This is a genomic window from Noviherbaspirillum saxi, assembly GCF_003591035.1.
GTDB classification, from domain to species: domain Bacteria; phylum Pseudomonadota; class Gammaproteobacteria; order Burkholderiales; family Burkholderiaceae_D; genus Noviherbaspirillum; species Noviherbaspirillum saxi.
Genome location: NZ_QYUO01000003.1, coordinates 90204 through 113677 on the forward strand (window position 1 = coordinate 90204; position 23474 = coordinate 113677).

20 protein-coding genes are annotated in these 23474 nt (G+C 58.5%); 7 read left to right on the top strand and 13 right to left on the bottom strand.

Translation table 11 applies throughout. The features are described from left to right. The first annotated feature begins 77 nt into the window (after positions 1-77). A complete protein-coding gene (locus tag D3871_RS23670) occupies positions 78-935 on the top strand; it encodes an alpha/beta fold hydrolase (protein ID WP_119771591.1) in 858 nt (285 codons plus the stop codon). Positions 936-950: 15 nt separating this feature from the next. On the opposite strand, the gene D3871_RS23675 is transcribed toward D3871_RS23670, so the two are convergent. The 4 genes from D3871_RS23675 to D3871_RS23690 form a co-directional block, all read right to left on the bottom strand. Next, positions 951-1937, bottom strand: a complete 987-nt coding sequence (locus tag D3871_RS23675; RefSeq protein WP_158598032.1) for an NADP-dependent oxidoreductase — start codon at positions 1935-1937, stop codon at positions 951-953. Positions 1938-1941: 4 nt separating this feature from the next. Next, on the bottom strand, positions 1942-2736 hold the full coding sequence (locus tag D3871_RS23680) for an SDR family oxidoreductase (protein ID WP_119771593.1): 795 nt from the start codon (positions 2734-2736) through the stop codon (positions 1942-1944). A 71-nt stretch (positions 2737-2807) separates the two neighbouring features. After that, positions 2808-4007, bottom strand: coding sequence for an acyl-CoA dehydrogenase family protein (locus tag D3871_RS23685; RefSeq protein ID WP_119771594.1), 1200 nt, complete (start codon positions 4005-4007; stop codon positions 2808-2810). After that, complete coding sequence (locus D3871_RS23690; RefSeq protein ID WP_158598033.1) at positions 4000-5142, bottom strand: acyl-CoA dehydrogenase family protein; 1143 nt, start codon at positions 5140-5142, stop codon at positions 4000-4002. The genes D3871_RS23685 and D3871_RS23690 overlap by 8 nt, the downstream gene beginning before the upstream one ends. 240 nt (positions 5143-5382) lie before the next feature. Between D3871_RS23690 and D3871_RS23695 the strand changes: the two genes are divergently transcribed. Genes D3871_RS23695 through D3871_RS23705 form a run of 3 tightly spaced genes read left to right on the top strand, consistent with a single transcriptional unit; the run spans position 5383 to position 8152 of the window. After that, a complete protein-coding gene (locus D3871_RS23695; RefSeq protein WP_119771596.1) occupies positions 5383-6684 on the top strand; it encodes a spinster family MFS transporter in 1302 nt (433 codons plus the stop codon). Positions 6685-6731: 47 nt separating this feature from the next. After that, positions 6732-6899: a rubredoxin gene (locus D3871_RS31060; protein ID WP_119771597.1), complete on the top strand. Its 168-nt coding sequence runs from the start codon at positions 6732-6734 to the stop codon at positions 6897-6899. After that, positions 6896-8152 (top strand): NAD(P)/FAD-dependent oxidoreductase, encoded by a 1257-nt coding sequence (locus D3871_RS23705; RefSeq protein WP_119771598.1) that lies wholly within the window; start codon positions 6896-6898, stop codon positions 8150-8152. The genes D3871_RS31060 and D3871_RS23705 overlap by 4 nt, the downstream gene beginning before the upstream one ends. A 105-nt stretch (positions 8153-8257) precedes the next feature. On the opposite strand, the gene D3871_RS23710 is transcribed toward D3871_RS23705, so the two are convergent. From D3871_RS23710 to D3871_RS23720, 3 genes are all read right to left on the bottom strand, one after another. Beyond that, positions 8258-8884 carry a cysteine hydrolase family protein gene (locus D3871_RS23710; RefSeq protein WP_119771599.1) on the bottom strand — a complete coding sequence of 209 codons (627 nt, stop codon included), beginning with the start codon at positions 8882-8884 and terminating at the stop codon, positions 8258-8260. Positions 8885-8908: 24 nt separating this feature from the next. Continuing rightward, positions 8909-9712 (bottom strand): metal-dependent hydrolase, encoded by an 804-nt coding sequence (locus tag D3871_RS23715; protein WP_119771600.1) that lies wholly within the window; start codon positions 9710-9712, stop codon positions 8909-8911. 216 nt (positions 9713-9928) lie between these two features. After that, positions 9929-10723 carry an enoyl-CoA hydratase/isomerase family protein gene (locus D3871_RS23720; protein ID WP_119771601.1) on the bottom strand — a complete coding sequence of 265 codons (795 nt, stop codon included), beginning with the start codon at positions 10721-10723 and terminating at the stop codon, positions 9929-9931. 310 nt (positions 10724-11033) lie between these two features. Between D3871_RS23720 and D3871_RS23725 the strand changes: the two genes are divergently transcribed. Continuing rightward, positions 11034-11684, top strand: a complete 651-nt coding sequence (locus D3871_RS23725; RefSeq protein WP_158598034.1) for a TetR/AcrR family transcriptional regulator — start codon at positions 11034-11036, stop codon at positions 11682-11684. Positions 11685-11742: 58 nt separating this feature from the next. Here D3871_RS23725 and D3871_RS23730 read toward each other — a convergent pair whose 3' ends face one another. The 5 genes from D3871_RS23730 to D3871_RS23750 form a co-directional block, all read right to left on the bottom strand. Beyond that, the gene (locus D3871_RS23730; RefSeq protein ID WP_119771603.1) at positions 11743-14223 is read right to left on the bottom strand and encodes an efflux RND transporter permease subunit; all 2481 of its coding nucleotides are present in this window, start codon (positions 14221-14223) and stop codon (positions 11743-11745) included. 41 nt (positions 14224-14264) lie between these two features. Beyond that, a complete protein-coding gene (locus D3871_RS23735) occupies positions 14265-15323 on the bottom strand; it encodes a WD40/YVTN/BNR-like repeat-containing protein (RefSeq protein WP_199724906.1) in 1059 nt (352 codons plus the stop codon). A 210-nt stretch (positions 15324-15533) separates the two neighbouring features. Beyond that, positions 15534-16916 (bottom strand): DUF1329 domain-containing protein, encoded by a 1383-nt coding sequence (locus tag D3871_RS23740; RefSeq protein WP_119771604.1) that lies wholly within the window; start codon positions 16914-16916, stop codon positions 15534-15536. A 73-nt stretch (positions 16917-16989) separates the two neighbouring features. Beyond that, positions 16990-18666: a DUF1302 domain-containing protein gene (locus tag D3871_RS23745; RefSeq protein ID WP_199724907.1), complete on the bottom strand. Its 1677-nt coding sequence runs from the start codon at positions 18664-18666 to the stop codon at positions 16990-16992. 356 nt (positions 18667-19022) lie between these two features. Continuing rightward, positions 19023-19385 carry a hypothetical protein gene (locus tag D3871_RS23750; RefSeq protein ID WP_119771605.1) on the bottom strand — a complete coding sequence of 121 codons (363 nt, stop codon included), beginning with the start codon at positions 19383-19385 and terminating at the stop codon, positions 19023-19025. Positions 19386-19735: 350 nt separating this feature from the next. On the opposite strand from D3871_RS23750, the gene D3871_RS23755 reads away from it, so the two are divergent. After that, positions 19736-20812 carry a glycerol dehydrogenase gene (locus D3871_RS23755; protein WP_119771606.1) on the top strand — a complete coding sequence of 359 codons (1077 nt, stop codon included), beginning with the start codon at positions 19736-19738 and terminating at the stop codon, positions 20810-20812. Further along, entirely contained in the window at positions 20809-21552 is a 744-nt protein-coding gene (locus D3871_RS23760) for a hypothetical protein (protein ID WP_119771607.1), read from the top strand. Before D3871_RS23755 ends, D3871_RS23760 begins: the two co-directional genes overlap by 4 nt. A gap of 53 nt (positions 21553-21605) precedes the next feature. Here D3871_RS23760 and D3871_RS23765 read toward each other — a convergent pair whose 3' ends face one another. After that, positions 21606-23192 carry an MFS transporter gene (locus D3871_RS23765; protein WP_119771608.1) on the bottom strand — a complete coding sequence of 529 codons (1587 nt, stop codon included), beginning with the start codon at positions 23190-23192 and terminating at the stop codon, positions 21606-21608. Positions 23193-23474 lie beyond the last annotated feature (282 nt).

Below are 23474 nucleotides of genomic sequence, written 5' to 3' on the forward strand. Positions count from 1 at the left end.
GCAGGCAGCCAGCCCTGCGCTACCGAATCGTACTAGCCCCGTCACGCCAACCACCCTCGATTCTCCATACCGAACCCATGAGCCACGACATTGCAAAACGCACTTTTACCGGTACCGGGAATTACCGGCTGGTGGCCGATGCGGGTGGAGATCCGTCCGCGCCGGCCGTCGTGCTGCTGCATGGCGGCGGTCAGACGCGCCATTCCTGGGGCAAGGCGCAGCGCGACCTGATCGACACCGGCTATTACGTCGTCTCGGTCGATGCGCGCGGCCACGGCGAATCTGATTGGATCAGCAACGGCGATTATTCGCTCGAAGCACAAGTCGGCGATGTAGTCGCAGTGGTCAATTCTATCGGCGGCAAGCCGGCGCTGGTCGGCGCGTCAATGGGCGGCGTGAACGCATTGATTGCCTGCGGCACGCATCCGGATCTGGCGAGTGCCCTCGTGCTGGTCGACGTCACGCCCCGGCTGGAACCACAGGGTGTGGCCCACATCCATAATTTCATGTCGGCGAATCCGGACGGGTTCGCCAGCGTCGCCGAAGCCGACGATGCGGTGGCAGCCTACAATCCGACGCGGCCGCGTCCTCGCAATCTCGATGGCTTGAGCAAGAACTTGCGCCTGCGGGACAACGGTCGCTGGTACTGGCACTGGGATCCGAATTTCATTGCCGGCGACCGCCACCTGAAGCTGGCACGCATCGCCGACCGCATGCGAAAGGCAAGTGAAAATATCAAGCTGCCGGCACTGCTTGTGCGCGGTCAGCAAAGCGATGTGGTCAGCCCGGAGGGTGTCGCAGAATTCCGGACACTGATGCCGCACCTGGAATTCGCCGACATACAAGGCGCAGGACACATGATCGCGGGCGACAGGAACGATGCTTTCAATGCGGCAGTCCACGACTTTTTGCTGCGCCATCTGCCGCCGGCCTGAGCCTTTACAACGACGTCATCCAACCCGTACCAGATGCTTGCCGGTGCCCCGGCCGGCCAGCATATCGATGAAAGCCTGCGGCGCATTCCGGATTCCATCGGTCACCGTTTCGCTATGGCGCAATGTATCGCTGCGCAGGCAGGAGGCCAGCTCGCTGGCCGCGGCATCGAATTCGGCTGCGTAGTCGCTGACATGGAAACCCTGCACGCGAATCGCCTTGTCGAGCAGATTGCGGAAATGCTTCAGGCATACCGGATTTTCATCCTGATAGTGCTGGAACAATCCGCACAATGCCACGCGCCCTCCCTTGTTCATTCTCTGCAGCACGGGGTCAAGGGTATTGGCGCCGACGTTTTCAAACAATGCATCGATGCCATCCGGCGTCGCCGCAGCGAGAGCCGCAGGAAAGTCGCTGCCGCGATGGTCGACACACGCATCGAAGCGGAGATGTTCACGCACATAGCGGCATTTCTCCGCGCCGCCGGCAATTCCGATCACACGCGCACCAGCAAGCCGGGCGAGCTGGCCAGCCACACTGCCAACCGGGCCGCTTGCCGCCGAGACCACCAGGGTCTCGCCGGCGCGCGGCGCGATGATTTTGCGCACTCCGGCCCAAGCGGTAATGCCTGACGATCCCAGCACTCCGAGCCAGGCCGAAGCTGCAATGCCGGTCACATCGACGCGGCGCAGTCCGGCGGCATCCAGCACCAGCCGATCCTGCCATGGTGCTTCAGCGAAGACGATGTCCCCGTTATGAAAGTGGGGCGAAGCCGAGTGCGTCACTTCAGCGATCATCCGTCCCACGATCGCGCCGGCTTGCGGCCCGTCCCAACTGCACATGCGACGCGCCAGGTAGGGATCGAGCGATAGGTAGCGTGCTCGCAGAAGAACTTCGCCTTGGCAAGGTGCTTTCACTGTCACCTGCTCGACGAGGAAATCCTGCACGCAAAGTTCATGCGCCGGACGCCTTGTCAGACGGATACGGGTCGCTTCGGCAGTCATCGCCTTACCAGGCCGAGCGATGAAGCCCGCCATCCACCGCAATCAGATTGCCAGTGATGTAAGACGCCTGTGCCGAGCAGAGAAACACCGCAAGCGACGCCATCTCCTCGGGCTTGCCCGGACGGCCGACGGGAATCAGGCCTTTTAGCATCTGCATTGCGCCTTCGCGGGTGATCCCTTTCTCTTCCGCCACGTGATCGAGATAGGCATACATCCGCTCGCTGCCGATCCACCCTGTAGCCAGCGTATTGACCGTGATACCGTACTGGCTGAACTCGTTGGCAAGCGACTTGTTCAAGGACACGACCGATGCACGCGCGGTATTGGCAAGAATGTGCTTCAGTTCCGACGGCGGTTCCTTCGCCGCGCCGCTGCCGATCGTCACCAGCCGTCCCCAGCCACGCTCCTTCATTTGCGGCAGGGTAGCGCGTGCAAGAAAGATCACGCTCAGCGCGAGGTCGCGGAAAGCATCGACGAAATCCTCGCCGCTGTGATCGAAGAAGTCGCCGGGTCCCGGACCATGAACATTGGTGATCACGATATCCGGCGCGCCGTAGGCGTCGCGCGCGGCCTGCACCGCGCCCAATACGCCACTCTCGCTGGTCAGATCGGCCGAGATGCCGGTTGCTTCGCCGCCTGCCGCCCTGATTGCCTTGACTGTCTCGTCAATCGCTTCCTGACCGCGGGCGGCGACGATAACCTTGCAACCGTCGCGTGCCAGCATTTCGGCGCACTGGCGCCCGATGCCTTTGCTGCCGCCTGATACGAAAGCTACTTTTCCTGCAATGCCCAAATCCATGATGGTCTCCTTGATGTTGTTGCGTTATTGGATTACTGCTATTGCTACTTGGACGTTTTAATATCTGTTGCTCAAGCCGCCTTGCGCGGCTCCGACGGCATCTGCAGCACCGCCTTGGCGAGAATGTCGCGCTGCACTTCATTGGCGCCCGCATAAATGGTCACCGGACGCGCCATCATCAGCTGCCAGTGCAGATCGGTCAGCATGCTGCCGATCTGCACGTCGCCCATCACGCCGCCATACTCGGATGCGATCTCGACGTTGAATTCGGTAATTCTCTGCAGCAGTTCGGAGATGTATACCTTGAGCACCGATACTTCCGGCCCCGGCTGCTGCTCCTTCTCGGCAATGCTGTTGCAGATGTCCGCGTACAGCAGGCGATAGTCGTGCAGGTCCGCCTGCAGCGCTGCCAGGCGGTCCGTCACCCCGACGTCCGCCGCGAAGCCGATCTCGGTCACCAGGCTTTCGGCAAGTTCCAGCGCCTTGGCGGCCAGCGCGGGACTACCGAGCCAGACGCGTTCATGTCCGAGCAAGGCCTTGGCCACATTCCAGCCCTGATCCAGTTCGCCGACAAGATTGTCCGCCGATACCCGCACCGCATCGAAGAACACCTCGCAGAATTCATCCTCGCCTGCGATGTTGGGAATAGGCCGGATCGTCACGCCCGGCGCTTTCAGGTCGATCAGCAGGAAGCTGATGCCCTGCTGCTTTTTTTCATAGCGTCCAGTGCGCACCAGCGTAAAGATATGCGTGCCCTCGGTCGCATGCGTAGTCCAGATCTTTTGTCCGCTTACCACGAAGCTGTCGCCGTCGCGTACCGCTTGCGTGCGCAGACTGGCCAGATCGGAACCTGCGCCGGGTTCGGAATAGCCCTGGCACCAGACGTCATCGCAGTCCAGAATGCGCGGAAGGTAATATCTGCGCTGTTCTTCCGTGCCGCAATGGATCAGCGTCGGGCCGAGTTGGGTCTCGCCATTGTCGATGATGCGCGCCACGCCGATGCGTTCGGTTTCCTGGTAATAGATAAGCTGCTTGCGAAAGCTCAGCCCCATGCCGCCATATTCGCGCGGCCAGGCCGGTGCTCGCCAGCCATGTTCATTCAGCAGGCGCAGCCAGTACCTCAGGTCTTCCCCGCGCAGGCGCAGGAATGGCCGGCGGTGGTCCTGTCGCCACTCTTGCGGATAGTGTTGTTCCAGCCAGGTTCGAAAGCGCAGACGGAATGCCTCGTCCGGCATTTCGGCAAGCGCCTGCCGCTCTATCAGGTCAAGCATGCGATTCCTCCAATTTCGTGGTCATCAAGCGTGGGTCAGCAAATAGCCGGCGGTGCTGCAGCGCATTGCCCAGGTAAGATGCGGCGTGCATCGCCGCCCGAAGATAGAACCCGACATCGACTTCTTCGGCAAAACCCATCGCGCCATGCATCTGTACCGACTGTCGCGCCACCTTCATGGCTGCATCGCCACAGCGCGCCTTTGCGGCACTGATGGCGGCTTCCGTTGCTGGATCGTCTGGTCTGGTCTCCCACAAGCGCAGAGCGTTGCGCCAGCTCGAACCGGCAAGCAGCGTGTCGATGTGCAGATCGACGCAGCGATGCTGGATGGTCTGGAAACTGCCGATGGCGCGGCCGAACTGGATGCGTTCATTCACATACCGGATATTCTTTTCAAGGCAGCCTGAGGCCAACCCGGCAAGTTGCGCAGAGAGCACGATGCGTCCGGCGGCAAGTGCGTTGCGTACCGCAGCGCTCGCCGCTGGCCCCTGCAATACCGGCTGCTCCTGCCATAACGGCGCCTCATTGAAAGTGACGGTGGCAATGCTGCCCAAGCCCGCAGCGGCCTGCTCGACGGTCACGCCGTCGGCGTCGCAGGCGACCGCAACCACCGCTGGCCCCTCCGGGGTGGACACAGTGACCAGCAGAATCGAATCGTTCTCTACCGCGGGCACAAAAATCTTCTTGCCGGATACTCTGCCGTTGCGCAGCACCGTTGCCGCATCGCCGGCTTGCATTTGGCCCGCCTGTTCCTGCCATGCCAGCGCGAGGAGCCGTTCGCCGCCGATCACCAGCGAGGCCAAGGATTCGCAAGCGGATTCTCCACCTGCATCAAGGCCGGCCCGGAGAATCTCGGACGGCATGCATACTGCGCCAGCGAAATGCGGCGAGAACAGCGTTCGACCGAAAACTTCCGCCAGCACGGTTGCTCCCTGCAATCCGAGGCCGGAGCCGCCGACCGATTCGGGGAGGCATAAGCCGAGCCACCCTATGTCAGCCATCTCGTTCCAGAGTTTTCTATCGACCGGTCGCGGCTTGAGGGAATTCTCCTGCAGCAGACTTGCGTCGTAGCGTCCCTCGATGAAGCCGACTGCGGCGTCGCGGAGCATAACCGCGACATCGTCCATATCCTCCATGCACATTCCTCCAGTATCGCGAGCAAAGCCGTTATCCCCGATGACACCAACCGCTCATAACTGACACTATATCATTTATTGATTTTCTGTGGCATGATTCATCCAACCGCAAGCGCATTGCTCGAAGAAGCGGCGACGGGATGTCGTTGAAGACTTGCAGCTGCCAAGAAAACAATTCGGAAAAGGGGCAACATGCTGCCTTCACCCATGACTGTTCATTGCATTTAGGAGACGCTGCAGATGAAACTGAACGATACGATAGTCGCCGGCAGCGCCAAGGCGCCGGCAACCGAAGAGGCGGTACCGGCATCAAGCTGGTATGCACTTGCCATTCTCACATTGATCTATTCCTGCCACTTCCTCGACCGCACCATGATTTCGATCATCGTCGAGCCGGTGCGCGCGGAATTCAAATTAAGCGACAGCCAGCTTGGACTATTGACCGGACTGGCCTATGGCGCAACGTTTGCGCTGGCCGGCATTCCGATCGGTCTGTTGATCGACCGGGTCAACCGTATCCGCCTGATGGCGGTGCTGGTAACCATCTGGAGCGCCATGACGGCGCTTTCGGGTTTGGCGCAGAGTTATATCCAGCTGCTGCTGGCGCGCATGGGCGTAGGCGCATCGGAAGCCGGCGGATCGCCGACCAGCCTTTCGCTCATTTCGGATTTCTTCCCTGCCAGCCGGCGCTCGACTGCGGTCGGATGCTTCTTCCTGAGCAATGCCATCGGCGCCACGCTCAGCATTTTCATCGGCGGCTTCATCACGGCGAAATACGGATGGCGTGCTGCCATGCTGGTGGCCGGCTTGCCCGGCATCGCGCTGGCCGTGGTACTGATACTGACCGTACGCAATCCAAAGCGCGGCGCAACCGATACAGGTGAAGTCCAGCAAAAGGCCGCGACCCTGAAGGAAGTTGCCGGTTACCTGTCTCGCAACAGCGCGATGCTGCATTTGCTGGCCGGCATTTCGATCATTACCGCCGCGATTGCTACACTCGGAGCCTGGCTACCGTCGTTCGGCATGCGTTTCCATGGTTTGAGCATTAAGGAGGCCGGCATGGTGTCGGCACTGGCCGGAGGTTTCTTCGCCGCGGCCGGTTCGGTGGTCGGTGGATTACTGAGCGACAGGCTGGGCAAGAAGCATCCCCGACGCCGCATCGATCTCTGTTTCTTTATCTGCTTCGCCACCCTGCTTCTCGCGGTCGGCGGCACGCTGGTGTCGAAGACGCCCGTCGCGATCGGCATGATGTGCTTCGCGATGTTGGTGTCATTTGCAACATTTCCGGCATCGTTCGGCAGCATGCTGAGTCTTGCCGCGCCCAACATGCGGGGCGTCACATCGGCGACAATGCAGGTGTGCACCAATCTGGTCGGCTACGGTCTTGGCCCTTTCATGGTCGGCGTCCTCAGCGACCTCTATGGCGGCGATCAATCGCTGCGCTACGCGATGGCGACCGTGATGTGCATCTGCTGCCCATGGGCGGCCCTCCACTTCGCGCTGTCGGCGCGGGCGCGGGGCAGAATGGCAGTCGGCGCCTGAAGCGCGATATCAATCATCTTTACAAAGTATTATCGAAGGAGAGCGCAGTGAAGAAGTGGCAATGCTTTTTTTGCGGATTTTTTTACGACGAAGAGTTAGGGTTTCCGAATGAGGGCATTCCAGCGGGAACGCGCTGGGAGGATATCCCTGAGGATTGGATTTGCCCGGAATGCGGCGCAGCCAAGAATGACTTTGCAATGATCGAGGTCGCATGAGCGCCGATACTGCGGCAGTCGTTGTAGTCGGTGCCGGTCATGCCGGCGCCGAGGCAGCGACCGCGGTCCGTCAGGCCGGCCATGTCGGCCGCATTGTGCTGGTCGGCGACGAACCACGCCTGCCCTATCACCGTCCGCCCCTTTCCAAGGCGTATCTGGCCGGCACAACGACGCTGGAAGCACTTCTGCTCAAGCAACAGACAGTCTATGACAAGGCCGAAGTCGAGCTGCGTACGGGTGTCAAAGTCGAGCGCATTGAGCGCGAAAACAAGCGCATGGTCCTGTCGGACAGGACGACGCTCGCTTATTCGCGCGCAATACTTGCCACCGGCAGTCGCCCCCGGCCCTTGCTTGCGGTGGGACTCGACGCGGGCAATATTCCCTCCAACCTTTGCTACCTCCGCACGACAGACGATGTGGAGCGTATGCGCGGACGTTTTGTCGAAGGCGCGCGCCTGCTGATCATCGGTGCCGGCTATATCGGTCTTGAAGTCGCCGCAGTCGCGCGCAAGGCTGGACTGCATGTCACCGTGCTGGAAGCGCAGCCGCGTGTCCTGGCGCGCGTAGCGGCTCCTTCAGTTTCCGCATTTTTTGAATCGCTGCACCGAGAGGCCGGCGTCGACATCCGTGTCGGCGCGAATATTGAGAGCATCACGCTCAACGCCGCCGGCGACGTCGAAGCTGTGATAACGAACGACGGCACACAGATCGAAGCGGATCTGGTACTCGCCGGCATCGGCGTGATTCCGAATGTCGAGCTTGCCTCCGGAGCCGGGCTGGTTGTGGACAATGGCATTGTCGTCAACCAGTTCACGCAGAGCTCGGACCCTGACATCCTTGCCATCGGCGACTGCTCGAATCATCCGAATCCGATTTATGGCCGCCGAATTCGTCTCGAATCGGTGCCGAACGCTCTGGAGCAGGCGCGTATTGCAGCAGCATTCATTTGCGGCAAGCCGCAGGCGTATGCATCCGTGCCATGGTTCTGGTCCGATCAGTATGATGTGAAGCTGCAAATGGCCGGATTGTCGCAGGGTTACGACCTTGCGATCACGCGCGGTTCGCCGGCGAGCAAATCCTTCACTACTTTCTATTTACAGAACGGCATCGTCATTTCGGCCGACTGCGTCAACCGCGCGCCGGAATTCATGCTGGTCAAAAAACTGGTTGCCTCCCGCCGCCCAATCGATCCGGCGCTGCTGGCGGACGAGAGCGTGACATTGAAGTCGCTGGCGGAAGCGGCGGCGGTTTAGTAAGAGAAAATCAATGAGACGGCGGACACCTGAAGCATGGCTGTCCGCCCGTCGCATCGCGTTGCAGGAAGGGAAATGGAGATAACCTGGCAATGACGCGGCGCCTTAATCCTTGCTGCGCCCCGCAAGCAGTTCAATCACTGCATTCCCACTGGTAACCGTCGCATAAAGCGGCAATGCTTCCTTCATCATAAAGGCGTGCGACTCGGCCGTCGCACCGGCCGTGCAATCTTCTGGAATCACGACCTGATAGCCGAGATCCGAGGCGCAGAGCGCCATACCGTTCACGGCGACGTTGGACGACACGCCGGCAATTACCAGCGTTCTCACGCCCATGTTGCGCAATGTCTGATCGAGATCGGTACCATGAAAGCCGACCAGGCTAAAACTGCGCGCATGCAGGATATCACCGGGTTGCACCGGCAGTTCAGCCACCGAATCAACATCGATGGTGCCGGCCTTCATGCGGCCGTTCCTGACCGACAGACCAACGATGACGCTGGTCACCGGCAGGTCGGCATAATCGGGCCGGTGAACGACATGCGCATGCAGCACGGGAAGCCCTGCAGCGCGAAAGGACTCCGCCAGACTGCCGATCCTGCTGACGATGCCGCGCGACTTGACCTGTTCCGCAAGCGAAGGAAATGGCGAAAGCCCTTCCTCGATCACGCCGCGCTGGCATTCGCTGATGATCAGCGCCGCTTTTTGTCCCTTATCGAGGCCTCGTACCATCTATCCGTTCTCCTTGTCGTCTAGTCAATACTGTTGCCAGTAGAGCTCCATCCCTGCAGGCGGCACTTTCTTTGCCGGGTCGTAGAACGGGCTGAGTGCACCGAGCATGCGCGGCAGCGAAGCCTTTGCAACCTTCTTGGCAATGACTTTCTGACGCTCGATCGAGCGCTGCACTTCTTCCGGGCTCATCGACTTGCGATCCTGATTCATCAGAAATTCTTCGAGTCGCGCGGTATGCGTGCGGATGTGCTTGACCGCGTAGAACAGGCCATATACACGATACAGCCAGCTGAAAAAGCCGCGGCCGCAAATCGCCTGATAGACCTGGAACGCCACCTCGCGATGTTCGAACTCTTCGGCAAGATGCCATTTCCACAAGTCCACGGCATCCTGGTCGGCGCCTTCCAGCAGATCGTCGAGGTCCTCGAAAAAGACCAGCGCCGAGGCCGAGCCCATGGCTTCGAACCCTTCGGCGTACGCCAGATTGAAGCGCAGCGACTTTTCCTTCAGGAAGCGGTCATAGTCCTCGCGGTATGGATCCTCGATCGCCTTCATGCCTTCGTAGCCCTGTGCATACAGCGCCCTGTTGAAGGCAAGGTGCTGCTTGCAATGCTGGACTTCCTGCTTGATAAAAATATCAAGATCTTCATGCAGCTTCGTGTGCTTGGGATCTAGTACCTTCTTGGCTTGCATCATGACTTTGACAAGATACGGCTCGATATGTGCAGGAACCGTCGATGCAGCGTTGTAGCGCTGCGAAAATTCGATGGAGGGAGCCCAATGAGCGCGGACCTTGGAAAAGTCCCACTTGGGAAAACGTACTTTCATCTTCGTCTCCTGCAAGAGCCGTCCGCGGGGAGTCGCGTTGGCATGCGAATGGATAGTCACCTGTAGATTCATCCGGCAAGCGTCGGTTCAACGCCAACATCGATAAATCTCGCAATAAATGATAAATCGTTATTTTTTAATTTAATCATACGGACCTGCCGCTGTCAAACCAGACTTGATGCTTGTCGATTTGTCTGCGCGCAGGTCCCTGGGGGGTTACTGTCCCTGGAAGTTCGGCTTGCGCTTGCCGCGGAAAGCCGCAATCGCCTCAACGTGGTCGGCGGTACGCGCCGCGACGTTTTCGTACGCCATGCCAGCGTCCATCATGCTGGCTGCCATCTGGCGCAGCGGTACATTGATGGTCGACTTGCTCCAGCGCAGGGATTGGGTCGGCAATGCGGCCAGTTTCTGCGCATACTCGTCAACGTAGGCGTCGAGTTCCGCGGCTGGCATCGCGGCATTGATGAGACCAATCTGCGCGGCTTCCTTGGCGCCGATCTTCTCGCCTGTCAGCAGGTAATGCTTGGCGCGCGCATAGCCGATCAGATAAGGCCAGATGATTTGTCCGCCGTCGCCCGATGTCAGGCCGACGTTGTTGTGCGGATCGCCGAAGCGTGCATGGTCGGCGGCGAATGTCATGTCGCAGAACAGGGCAACGGTAGAACCGAGACCGATTGCGTCGCCGTTGATCTTGCCGATAATCGGCTTGTCGCATTCCAGCATGCCCATCACAACGCGCTTGGCTTCGCGCACGCAGCGGTAGAACTCTTTTGGATTGTCATACAGCCACTGCATGTATTCGATATCGCCGCCGGCGCTGAAGGCGCGTCCTGCGCCGCTCACGACGATGATTTCGCTTTCCGGATCTTCCACGACGTCATAGAAGATGTGCGACAGCTCGGTGTGCGAGAGTCCATGGAAGCTGTTCAGGGTGTCAGGCTGGTTGAACGTCAGGTGCAGAACCTTGCCGCGGCGCTCAAAGCTAATGGTCTTGTATTCAGATAATTTCATCGTGGGTTCCCAATTGAAAAGTATGACAACGAAGCTTTTGCCGCGTGCGGGTTACAGCGCCGTGCAATTGCAAACGCGCAAAACGCCTATCGGCACAGCCGGCTGCGCCCATGAATCAGCGAGGCCGCAGTCATTATAACTGACGTTTCATCAGTTTTTATACTTTAACCGAGGCGTGTACGCAAAGCAAGCAAATCCCTGCCGGTTGCAAACAAACGAATTCGGTCTACATCTGCCGATGAACACGACAGCCGCGGAGCAATAATGACAACCTGATAAAATGCCGTTTTTTACCCTGACGGCGAAAGAGATGGCCAACCGTGACTCGAAGGCAGCACAGGAAAGACCGTCGCTGCGCCAGGAACAGAAGCGTCTAACCTATGAGCGCCTGCTCGCATCGGCGATCGAGGTGTTTGAAGAGACGGGATACCGGGCGGCGACGATTGCTCAAATCGCTCAGCATGCGGGTGCCGACCGCACTACCTTCTACCTGCATTTCAAGAATAAGTCGGATGTCGCGACAGGCATCGCGCGGCGCCATACTTCAGCAACCGCCAAGCATTTTCATGCGCTTGATAACCTGTCCAATCCGAGCCTCAAGGATGTGCGCGCCTGGGTCAAGCTGATCTTCAATTACTGGACAGGGTTTTCGACCGAGCTTGAGGTACTGTGCGAAGCAATCGCAAGCGACGCCGAGTTGAGTTCCCTGACGGCCGACTACAATGCGCACCTGGCGAACATCGTGACCCGCAACAGTAGTCATGGCATGTCGGCCAAGGAGCGCCGCATCATGCGCGCAAAAGCCATGTTGCTGATTTCAACCCAGCGGGATGCAATGTTTTCGATATTGTGCCGCAAGCAAACCGCCATATCGCTTAACCACATCGTGGATGCCCTGGCCAGCCTGTGGTGGGAGTGCCTGTACCAGCACGTCTCTGCGACAGATACCAAAAAAAACTAGCGGCACAAGATTATCTGCCGCAGGAGTGGTTCTCCACTTCTGCGGCGCGGTACACCCTCTAGCCGTTCGCCACGGAACGCGCAGGCATGCTTTCGATGGCTTCAGACGCGTCCTGAGGATCGTCCTGCTTGAGACGACTGTCCTGATCGGCTTCGGTGCGCAACAGGAAGTAGGAAAGCGCCGGAATCAGCAACAGTGCGCCGATCATGTTCCACAGGAACATGAACGTCAGCAGGATGCCCATATCGGCCTGGAACTTGATCGGCGACCAAGCCCAGGTAATAACGCCGGCGGCCATGGTCACCCCTACAAGGCCAACGATCTTGCCGGTGAAATCCAGCGAATGCGTGTAGGCCTCGGCCAGCGTTGCGCCTCGCCGCTGCAGCGCAAGTTGAATGCTGAGCAGGTATAGCGCATAGTCGACGCCAACACCCACACCAACTGCAATCACAGGCAGCACCGCGACCTTGATGCCGATATTGAGCCACACCATCAGCGCTTCGCAAAGTATCGAAGTCAGGATCAGCGGAATGATGGCGACCACGGTCGCGCGCCAGCTGCGGAAGGTCATCAGGCAAAGCAGGATCACTGCACCGTACAGCACGAAGTGCATGGTCCAGAAGCTCTTCTTGACCACGATGTTGGTGACCGCCTCGATGCCGGCGTTGCCGGCGGCGAGCTGGAATTCGCGATCGGGGGCATTATGTTCGGCCGCAAACGCTTCGACCTGATCGACGACGCTGGTCAGGGTGCCTGCCTTGTGGTCGCTCAGATACGCGATGATCGGAGTGACTGCGCAGGTCCGCTCGGCAAGGTCGGGACGATCGCCTTGGAAAATGTTGAACGCTTGTGCGCGATTGTTCGCGTTGCGCGACAGCGCTTGCCACTTGGGATTTCCCTCGAACATGCCGGAGGTGCCGCGCCGTATGCCGTCGGCGAGCGAAAACGTGGTTTGCACGCCGGGCACCTGGCGCAGTGCGGCGCCCAGACGGTCCGCCTCGACCAGATTGCTGTAGGAATAGCATTCACCATGCTTGGTGCGGAGCATGACGACGAACTGGTCGGTCGACAGCCCATAGTTGCCGGTGATGAAGGCTGTATCGCGGTTATAGCGGGATTCGGAACGCAGCTCCGGCGCTCCGGGGTTAAGATCGCCGATCTGTATATCCTTGCGTACCACCATTGCCATCGCTGCCAGTGCGGCGGCGATGCAGAGGACGATAATGGCGTTGCGCCGTTCGCAGAGATGAATGAGTCCGGCGCGGACCATGCGGAACGCACCGGGAACTGAAACGCTCTTATCTTCATTCTGCACGCTGCGCCGGGCTGCCTTTTCGCTCACGCCGATATAGGACAGCAGCACTGGAATCAGGACTAGCTTGGTGAAGATCAGCACGGTGACGCCGATGCTGGTGGTAAGCGCCATTTCGCGAATCGCGGGAATGTCGATGATGACGAGGACGGCGAAACCGACGATATTGGTCAGCAGAGCGGTCAATCCCGCCATGAACAAACGGCGAAAGGTATAGCGCGCAGCAACGTATTTATGCGTTCCGCGGCCGACGTCCTGCATGATGCCATTCATCTTTTGCGCGCCGTGCGACAAACCGATTGCGAAGATCAGGAACGGCACAAGGATGGAGTAAGGATCAAGCACATACCCCATGAGACGCAGCAGGCCGAGCAGCCAGACCACCCCCAACGTCGCCGTAAACACCAGCAGCAGCGTGCTGCGAACGCAGCGGGTGTATAGGAACACAAGCAGTGCCGCGATTGCGACCGACAGGGCGAAATACTGCATCACGTCGTACAGGCCGTCGATCAGATCGCCGACCAGCTTGGCGAAGCCAACGATATGCACCTTGAAGCGGTCGGTTTCCATCGAGCGGACTTCGGCTTCCAGCTTGCGCGAGAATTCCGCATAATCGAGCTGGGCGCCGGTCTGCGGATCGCGTTCGACCAGCGGCACGAAGATGACAGTGGACTTCATGTTGTCGGCCACAAAGCTGCCGACGATGCCTGCGCGTCCGATATTGATCTGTAACTGTCTGGTCGATTCAGGTCCGCCATCCCAGCGTTCCGGCATGATCGGACCGCCGCGATAGCCCTCTTCCGTGATCTCCGTCCAGCGCAGGCTGGAAGTCCACAGGCCGCGCATGAATGCGCGATCGACGCCTGGCATCAGGTAGACCTTGTCATTGATCTTCCTGAGCGTTTCCAGATACTCCTTGTCAAAGATGTCACCGCTGGTATTTTCCAGCGAAATCCTGATCGAATTGCCCATGCCGCGCAGCGACTCGCGGTTTTCCATGTAATTCTTGATGTATGGATGCGAGCTCGGAATCATCTTGTCGAAGCTCGCATTGACCGGCAGTTTGCTGGCGTGCCAGCCAAGGAACGCCGTCATTGCCACGCAGATGAGCACCATGATGGCGCGGTGGTTGAAGATGAATCGTTCCAGCCATGACCCGCTGTTCCTGTCGAAGTTCGCAGGGTCGGTAATGACTGGCAGGTCTATTGACCGGTCCGATACTGCCATGAATGTGCTCCGTATAGATTGATGCTGGGTACGTCAGGCCGCTATTTGAGCGTGACCTGTTGCACCCCGGTGAGACCAACGACCACCGCCTTGTTGCGGCTTGCCTGCACGACGCCGGACAGCAGCGTCGGGCGCGGAACGCGGAAGGTCTTGAACGCCTTGCCACCATCGTCGCTCACTAAAAGATTGCCGGACTGGCTGACCAGCAGCACCTTGCCACCTCCCGCAGTGGCGGCACTAGTGAGCGTCGATATCACGCCGGTATCCAGTTTTTCCCAGGATTTTCCGGCGTCTGCCGAACGATAGGCGGTACCCCTCAGACCTGCTGCGATAACCATATCGCCTTCTGCCGCGAGGCTGAAAAAGCTGCCGTTATAGCCGGTCTGGCTCGGCACAAAACGCTTCTTGTCATGATCCAGGCGGAAAACGATGCCGCGCTCGGACGCGACAAACACGTTGCGCCCGCTGACGCGGATGGCGTTGAAGTGCAGCAGCGCGTCGTAATCCACCTGCTCGATGCGCGAGGTCCATGTCTTGCCGCCATCCGACGTGGACAACAGCGTACCGAAGGAACCGCAGACGTAGCCGTTCTTCTCGTCTTCGAACCAGACATCGAGCAACGCCTGCTCGGGCCCGTTTTCATAGTTGAGCTGCATTTCCTGCAGCAAGCGTGTTGCGTTGGCGTCGCCCCTGTCGGCAAGCTTTTTGAAATGCTCGACCAGCTGCTTGCCGGCCTGGCGCCCGTCGAACTGCCGGGCCCATGTCTTACCGCCGTCCTGCGTATGCAGGACCACGCCGTCATGGCCGACTGTCCAGCCATGGCTGGCGCTGGGAAAATGCACTGCCAGAAGATCGGACGATACCGGGGACTGGCGCTGCGTCCAGGTTTCGCCGGCGTCATCCGAAGTGATGATCAGGCCACGGATGCCGACTGCGACAAGGCGGCTGCCTGCTTGAGTGACTGCGGAAAGCTGGGTGTTTGTCGTGAGGCGCGTAACCGGCGCCGGCACATCGAGAGGATCCTTGAATGCGTCGCCGGCAGCGCAGGCATTCCCGATACAAAGGGCGAAAGCGAACGCCGGTATGACTAACTGACGCAATTCCGATTCTCCTTGGTGGACAAAGGCAGTGGGAGCACACCTTGTCCTATGTAATTTTTATAACAAATAAGCAAATGAGTCGTTGCATGTTTGTCTCCTACACGACTACTCTACCGCCAAACCATGCAATGCGATACTTGACCGGATCGCTCCGTGTAACTTTTGAAATATTGCGGAAAGCCGCTTGCGCCGCCTTCCGCATGAGGACACTTAACGAACGCCGCTGCCGGCCAATGAATCTGGTGTGAAGTAGTTGGTCGCGCGCGCTGGAACCTTGAACCAACCGGTGTTCTCGGCACCTGGACCCCAAGGCTTGGACTGGTTGCCATAGATGCCGCGGTTCAGGTCATACAGCACATAGTTGCCGCCGCGTGGTCCCGGCCAGTCATACTGCTGCCACACTGCGAGATGCATCAGGTGGTGCGGTTTGCCGGCGTGATCGACGCTGTAATAGATCACCGGAATCCAGCTGTCTTCGTCGACGTAGAACACCTTCTTCTGCTGCACATGGCGTTCGCCCTGCTTCAGCGTCGCCTCAACTACCCAGGTGCGGTGCAGTTCCCAGCGATAGATATCCGGATTCGCATGGTTCTTCTTCATCGTTTCTTCAAGACTTGCGTTCTGGAATTTGTATGCGTTGTAAGGCACATACATTTCTTTTTTGCCGATCAGTTTGAAGTCGAACTTGTCCATCTTTCCGTCGAAGCCGTTGATCTCGTCGAAAATCAGGATGCCGCCGGACGTGGTGGAAACCGTGTCGTATTTAAACTCCGGTGCAAGACGAACCCGACGCTGGCCGGGAACGTAACTCCATGCCATGGAATCTTTCAGGTCGGGGCGCAGAAACTGATAGCGCAGCTGTTTGCCACCGGCTTGCGAGGCCGGATATTTGTTCGAAGCGATCAGCGCCCAGAACGGCTTGTCTTCGGGCAGAGAAGTAAGCGTGTTATCCCAGTACGGGGTCCAGTTCTCGATAGTCTGAAATGATGTGCGGGTATAGGTGCCCGAGGCATCCATGAGGCCAGCATCGATATGCCCAGTCATGTGTACCGGCTCGTACTTCGTGTTGGCGTTCCACATCACCTCGTAACCGGATTTCGGAATCGGAAATGGAATCTGCGCATGCGCACCGGCCAAGCCGGGTGCGCTGCCTACCAGTTTGGGATTCATCACACGCTTGACGGTGTTCTCATAGACCCAGTCGGGGTAGCAGACCGACCGGCGTGTTGGGTACACATCGATCGCCATGGTGGAATAGCGCTTGAACAACTCTTTTGTGCCTTCGTCAAGCTTGTCGGCATACTGGTTGTAATTGGCTTGCGTGATTCGGTACAGCGGCTTGTCGCTGGCAAACGGATCGACGAAAGGCGTACCGCCTGCGCTGCCTCTCGTCGGATTGTAGCCGGCCGGTGTCTTGCACAGGCCGCCGTCCCATGCAGGGATCGTACTATCCTTGTTGCCGGCCTTTTCGGCCCCGATCGGCGTGAGGGTCGTGCCCAGCTGCTTTGCTTCTTCCGGGGTTGGAGCGGCGTACACATGGCCGGCCATCAGGGCGCTTGCAGCGATGACCATGAAATGCTTTGCGTGATACATGGACTGTCTCCTACTTGTCTAACGTAAGGACGGGCGAAACTGCCGCCCGCTGTAATCGATTATTGCAACTTTTTTAGAAAGTTGTCTTGAAAGTGAACGACACCCAGCCGTGGTCGTTCTGCACGGCGTTACCGTTGGTGGTCGTGGCAACGCCGGCTGCATTGGTATTGTGTTGAGCGCGTGCGTCGACATAGCGCAGCGCAAAGTCGTAACGCGAATACAGTGTACCGGCGATGCCGATTGACCAGGCGACAGCGCCTTCATTGCCGCCGCCGAGCGCCGAGCCGTTACCCTTGATCTGATAGGCCAGCGTTGTCGGCATCGAGATGTCCCACCCCGGGAAAGCCTGCGGCCAGGACGGCGTGAAGCTGATGTTCATGCCCCAGGCATCCTTGGTCGAACAGCCGTCGACCTTGCCGCGTCCCGCCGGGCAGGCATAGCCGATCGCATTGAAGCGCTGCGCATTGCGGGTTACCGACAACAGCCGGCTATAGTTGAGCTCGGCGTTGAGCGAACCGCCGCGCCACAGTGGCGTTTCAGGCAAAAGATAAATTGCATTGGCCAGTGCGTGGAAGGTATTGCCACGCGCACCTTCGATTTCTTCATACGTCGGATCGATGCGATTGGCCGGCAGCACCGATATGGTGGAGTTCAATGCCGTATTGCGGCGATAAGAAATTTCGGTACCGACGCTCAGGCTGCTCAGGTTCTTCGACAAGCTCAGGCCATACAACTCGGTGTCCCGTGCGAAGGCAAGACGGATGGCCGACGGCGCAGCGAACGGCGCGACGGGCAGTGCCCTCAGCTGGGTAACACCCCAAGGCAGCTTCTCATCAAACTTGCGATAGTAGAAACCGGCGGTGCCGTTCAGCCATTCCGGGCTCCAGCGCAGGTTGACGCCGAAGTCGCCGCTATTGCGTGGACGGATATCGCCGCCGTTCGGAATGACGATCGGCGTAGTCGTCGCGAAATCGGAGCGCGTCGCGTCGCCAGTTCCGAAGTAAGTGCCGCCGGGGACCAGACGATATGGATTCCATTCGAACGCATAATGCGCGCCGATAGAGACCTCGTTGCTCAGCTGCGCCTGCGCGGAGACTTGCTTCTGCGGCAGGAAGGTTTCCTTGGCTTCTACACCTGGACTCGTCGCGGCCTTGATGGTATCGACCGGCCCCTGACTATAGGCGATGCTGTTCCCAAGCGAGAACAAGGACTCGCCCCAGTAAACATTGTGTTGACCCAGTTTGACATTGAGCGTGGTTTCGCCGAGGTTGAACCCGCCAAAAATGAAGGCGTCCAGGATTTCGCCGGAAGGACCGACGATGTAACGCTTGGTGTAATCGTTGTATTGACCGTTGCGGTAGTTGCTCGCTGCGGGAAGCGCAGGATTGGTCAGAGAATTGTTGCCATATGCACCGTCAGCCCATGCTGCACCGCTGACGCGAAAACCGTATTTGCCCTGATAGGTGAAGTCGAGTTCCGACAGAAGGTCGACGCGATTGGTCACCATCTCGCCGCGCTTAAAGCGACCTTCCGTCTCGTCAAATCCGGGATTGTTATAGAACGCCGGATTACGGCCTTCCGCGCGCCATCCGCCGTTGTAGCGAACAGTGTTATCCCAACGCATCTCGATATCCGGGTTCCCGGTATTGATCGTATCGGCATGGACATGTCCGCCCATGGCCAAACATGCCAGTGCAATGGAAGCAGCGATCTTCGTCGGCACCATCCCGGTTTCGATTTTCTTACTCATTCTCCGTCAACTCCTTTTTTATGGTTGTAAAGCGCATTCACTGCTTTGTCCTGCTGCGTCGCCTTTTTAAAGGCCCCCGTTACTCACCCCTATTACTGACATATCGTCAGTTTTTAATAGTAGGCCACAGATAGACTTTTGCGTCAACAGGAACGGTGCAATATTTTTTCGCTGACTCGCGTCGACAAAACTCAAATTGAACGCGTCGCAGACGACGAGAACGTCCTGCGCATGCCAGCAGAGAGAAAAGGAAAGGAAAGGCGCGCGTTCGAGCCGAGCGATGCCCTTGTCGGAAGGAAGTACTTGCGGTCTGGTGGCGCAAACGCCGTTTGGTTCAGGCTTGCTGCATGCCCGGACTAATGACGATTGAACAAGGCACTGAATGCATCAACGCTATAGTGCGCCGCTAAATGTTGCCAGGGATGCGAGTCATGCAATGCCGGATATTCCCATACCAGCGATGCCAGCGCGATGCATAGCAGCAGAAGCACGAGCACGGAATCGATGGCGTCTTCCGCGCGACTGCGGCCATGAAATTCTTTCCGGTTCAAGTGATCGTGACGGATGCTTGCGTCGGGTATCGATCCCTGACCTTCCGGCTCCTTTGATGAGAGCGCCCCATGCTTGCTCCGATACCGCTTCTCCAACTCATGCCAAAAATGCGTCATGGCAGTGCTGTGCGCGGACTTTCCGGGGACAGAAAGCAGGTGATATTTCATGATCGTCTCCTCGCGGACTGACAACGTTTCCACATTGGCACCCTGAGTGGTCTCTCACTTCAGAATGAAGCTTCGCGACTCTTTTCATGAAGAAGAATAATCAATCAACACGTGTGGTGTCAACTTCCATTTGTTGTCTTAATCTGGAACTACTTCAACGAAATGAGATTCATCAAATCAAAATTTCACATAGGAAATGTTATTGACGCCCGAAGGCGTCGGACTGCGGCCCACGATGGCGATGCACGTGGAGCGCCACCCATGAAAACCGCTTGCCCGAAGACCAACGATCTTCGATAATCCAATAACTGACATTTCATCTGTTATTGGATTTTTAGAAGGATCGATCAATGCCAATCTTTGCCGCAACCCCAAGGTATGTACAGGGAGCAGAAGTTCTATCCAGCCTCGGGCGGCATACTGCTGTGCTTGGCGAGCGCTCTGTTCTGGTCGCCGACGGCATCGTCCTGGAGTTGCTCGCGGGGAAAATAAGTACAAGCTTTGCGGAAGCAAACATGCCGCTGGAGATACTGCGGTTCCAGGGCGAAGTAACACATGCTGAAATAGCCTCGCTCGCAGCACGCGCTAAAGCCAGCAAGGCGGATGTGATCATCGGCGCCGGCGGCGGCAAGGCACTGGACGCTGCGAAGGGTGTTGCCCGGACACTGAATCTCCGCATGGTGAGCGTGCCGACCGTGGCGTCCAACGACGGTCCGGCAAGCGCTTCGATCGCGGTGTACGACGCCAACCATGTGATGGTCGAAGTACAGCAGATGAAGCGTCATCCCGATCTCGTGCTGGTCGATACCGCGGTGATCGCGAGCGCACCGCTGCGTTTTTTCCTGGCCGGCATTGGTGACGCCATTTCAAAGAAATTTGAAGCCGAAGCTTGCGCCAAGGCCGGAGCGCTTACGCTGTTCGGTGCGCCGGTGTCCTTTACCGGCATTGCATCGGCAAACGCATGCTATCAACTCCTTCGCACGCATGCCAAGCCGGCGGTTGACGATGTACGGCAACAGCGCGTCTCGTCGCACGTAGAGGCCGTAGTGGAAGCAACCGTACTGCTCAGCACACTCAGTTTCGAGAACGGCGGATTATCGATTGCGCATGCCATCGCGCGCGGCTTTTCCCATCTTCCGCGGGCTGCGAACACGCTGCATGGCGAACACGTCGCCTACGGCCTGCTCGTGCAACTTGTGCTGGAGCAGCGCGATGCCACACTGGTCGAGGACTTACTCGCTTTCTACGACGATGTCGGCTTGCCTTCCCGGCTTGTACATTTTTTGCGGGATCAGCCTACGCAAGAGGAAATTTCCCTGCTCGCAGAGCAGTCCGTGCTCAGTCCCAGCGCCGCGCGCTTTTCACCACAAGTCGATGCGCAGTTGCTATGTAACGCCATCATTAGCGTCGAGGCCTTGAGCAAATGAAGCAGACGCCATCCCCCGATGCCGGCGGGGCTTACCGGCGCCGTATCGCTTTCATCCTATCCGAAGGCTGTGTATGCGCCGCCCTTGAGGACGATTATCATCATTTCACGCTCGAGCTTCGACATGGCAATGGTTTGGTCACCGGCATCGATGCACAAGCCATGCGCACGCCCTGGTCGACCTGTCCTTCGGCGTCGACGCAACTGACCGGACTGATTGGTGCACCGGTTTCTTGCAATATCCTGGCAGACAATGGGGGACTCGACGCCAGCACTCAGTGCACGCATCAGTTCGATCTTGCGCTGCTTGCGATCGCTCATGCCGCACGCGGCGCAGGCGGAAGATACGATGCGATGGTGACAGATCCGCATGGGGGCACCGTCAGCGCCAGTTTGCATGTCGACGGCAGGATGCTGCTCGATTGGGTCCTTCAGGGCAGTACCGTCGTCTCACCCGGCGATTATCACAACGTTAATCTGCGGACCATCAATATGCGCGAACTTGCTGCACGCGATACCGCGGCAGCCGAAGCTGTGCTGCTCCTGCGCAGAGCCGTGATGGTGGCCGGTGGCCGGGCATTCGACTTCGATCAATACGATGATCTAACCCCCTTTGCCACGCGGATGAAGGGTGCCTGCTATGCGTTTCAGCCTGAGCAGATTCCGCTGTCAAAACGGAGAAAAGGAAGCGTGCGCGATTTCACGACTGCACCGCAGTTGTTATTGAAAGATTTTTACTGATTCACGATGCCAGGGCAGCGCCGAGCCATACCAAGTGTTACAAGACACCGCGCCTAAGGACAAGGTTCCGAAACGAAATGAGAGATAGCCGGCGGCGTAGGCCCGCTGTGCAGCGTCCATAATTGCCGCTCCGCTTCCAGGTCGGCTACTGTGGCCCGCCCACGCTGACGCAGATACTGGTCCCAGGATTCGACGATAAATCGTTCGACGTAGCAGTTCTCCTGCTCGAGATCACGGTACGCTCGCCAGAAACTTGCGCCATCGCGCCGCCTTACCTTGCCGATCGCATATAGCTGCCGCAGAAATTCCTTCCGTTTTTCTGCTGCAACCTGGTACACGATCTGGATCGCCACCGACGCATCCGATGGTACCGCTTCGGTGACAAATCCGGCATGGAGTGCATCGGACGATTGCGTCGCCTCGGACTCGTGTCCAAGACGCGCCGGAACTCGATACATGACCACCAGTACGATGCTCATCAGCAGCGCACTGGAGAGCAAAGTGTTCGTCATACCGATTTCAGTGGCGATCACACCCCAGAATGCGCTGCCGGCCGCCATCGCTCCCTGAAACACCAGCATGTACACCGCCACTGCACGGGCCCGGATCCAGGCTGGCACCGACGACTGCAATGCGATCATATTGGTGTTGCCTACTGCCAGCCATGCGGCGCCGCCGATGAACAATGCGCTACACACGGCAACAATATTGGGCACAAAAGCAGCGACAAGGATCGATGCTGCGTAAAGCATGGCGGCAATGGCCATCATGCGATTCATTTCAATCCAGCTTCGCAGGCGAGGCAGAATGAGCGCACCGGCAACGGAGCCGCACCCCATGCTGCCGAGCAGCAAGCCGTAGCCCCTCGCCCCGCTATTCAGCTGCAACTCCGCAATCAGCGGTAGCAGCGCCCATAGCGAACTGGATACGCCGACGAACATAGAGGTGCGCAGTACCTGCGCCTTCATGATTTCCGAATGGCGCACATAACGCACTGCGCTGCGCATGCCGGAAAACAGGTCTTCCGGCGGAAGATGCGCGTTGCGCGGCGCATTTTTCCAGCGGAACAGGACAACCAGCGCCCCGCCCAGCAGTACAGCACTGCAGACGAATACTGCAAGCACGCCGAACGAGGAAACGACAGCGCCGGCCATGGCCGGCCCGATGGCGCGCGCGGAACTATAGGACACCGACGACAGGGCCATGGCAGAAGCCAGCTGCAGTCGCGTCACGGCATCCGTCTGGGCGGTGTACCAGGCCGGTCCCTGAAGCGCGAAGCCGGTGCCGAGGCAAAAGGTCAGAAATAGCAGCATCCAGGGACCGAGTCCGCCGGAAGCCGACAACATGCACAGCACCGCCGCGATACAAATCATGAAGCCGATCACCGCAATGAGATAGCGACGCCGGTCGAGCAGATCCGCCATCACCCCTGACGGCAGGGCAAAGATGAACGAAGGCAAGGCGCTTGCGGTCTGGATCAGCGCGACCATCAGCGGTGAGGTGGTTAGTGAAACCATAAGCCACCCCGCTGCAACCCCCTGCATCCAGATCGTCAGATTGATCGCGATACTGGCCAGCCATAACCAGCGGAATGCCGGCGTAGCAAACGCCGCCCAGATACGTTCAGCGCCGGCAGTCATACCCGCCGTGCCAAGTGTGCTGCCCGATTTTGGTGCCCATGGTCTCTCCCTGTAATGGCGGCCGCGCACCGCGTTTAATAACTGACAGTTTAACAGTTTACGGGAGTTGGGAGACTCTTGCCAGTCGCGGGTGAAACATCGTGCGACCCGCACATATCGTCCGCTTCAGCCCGCCGGACTTGCCATCAGTTTCACAATGAGATATAAGTGAATAGCTATCAGCTTCGCTCCAGCGGGCTGCCAACGACGGACTGAAATCGCCTCTCATCTAAGCGGAATTGC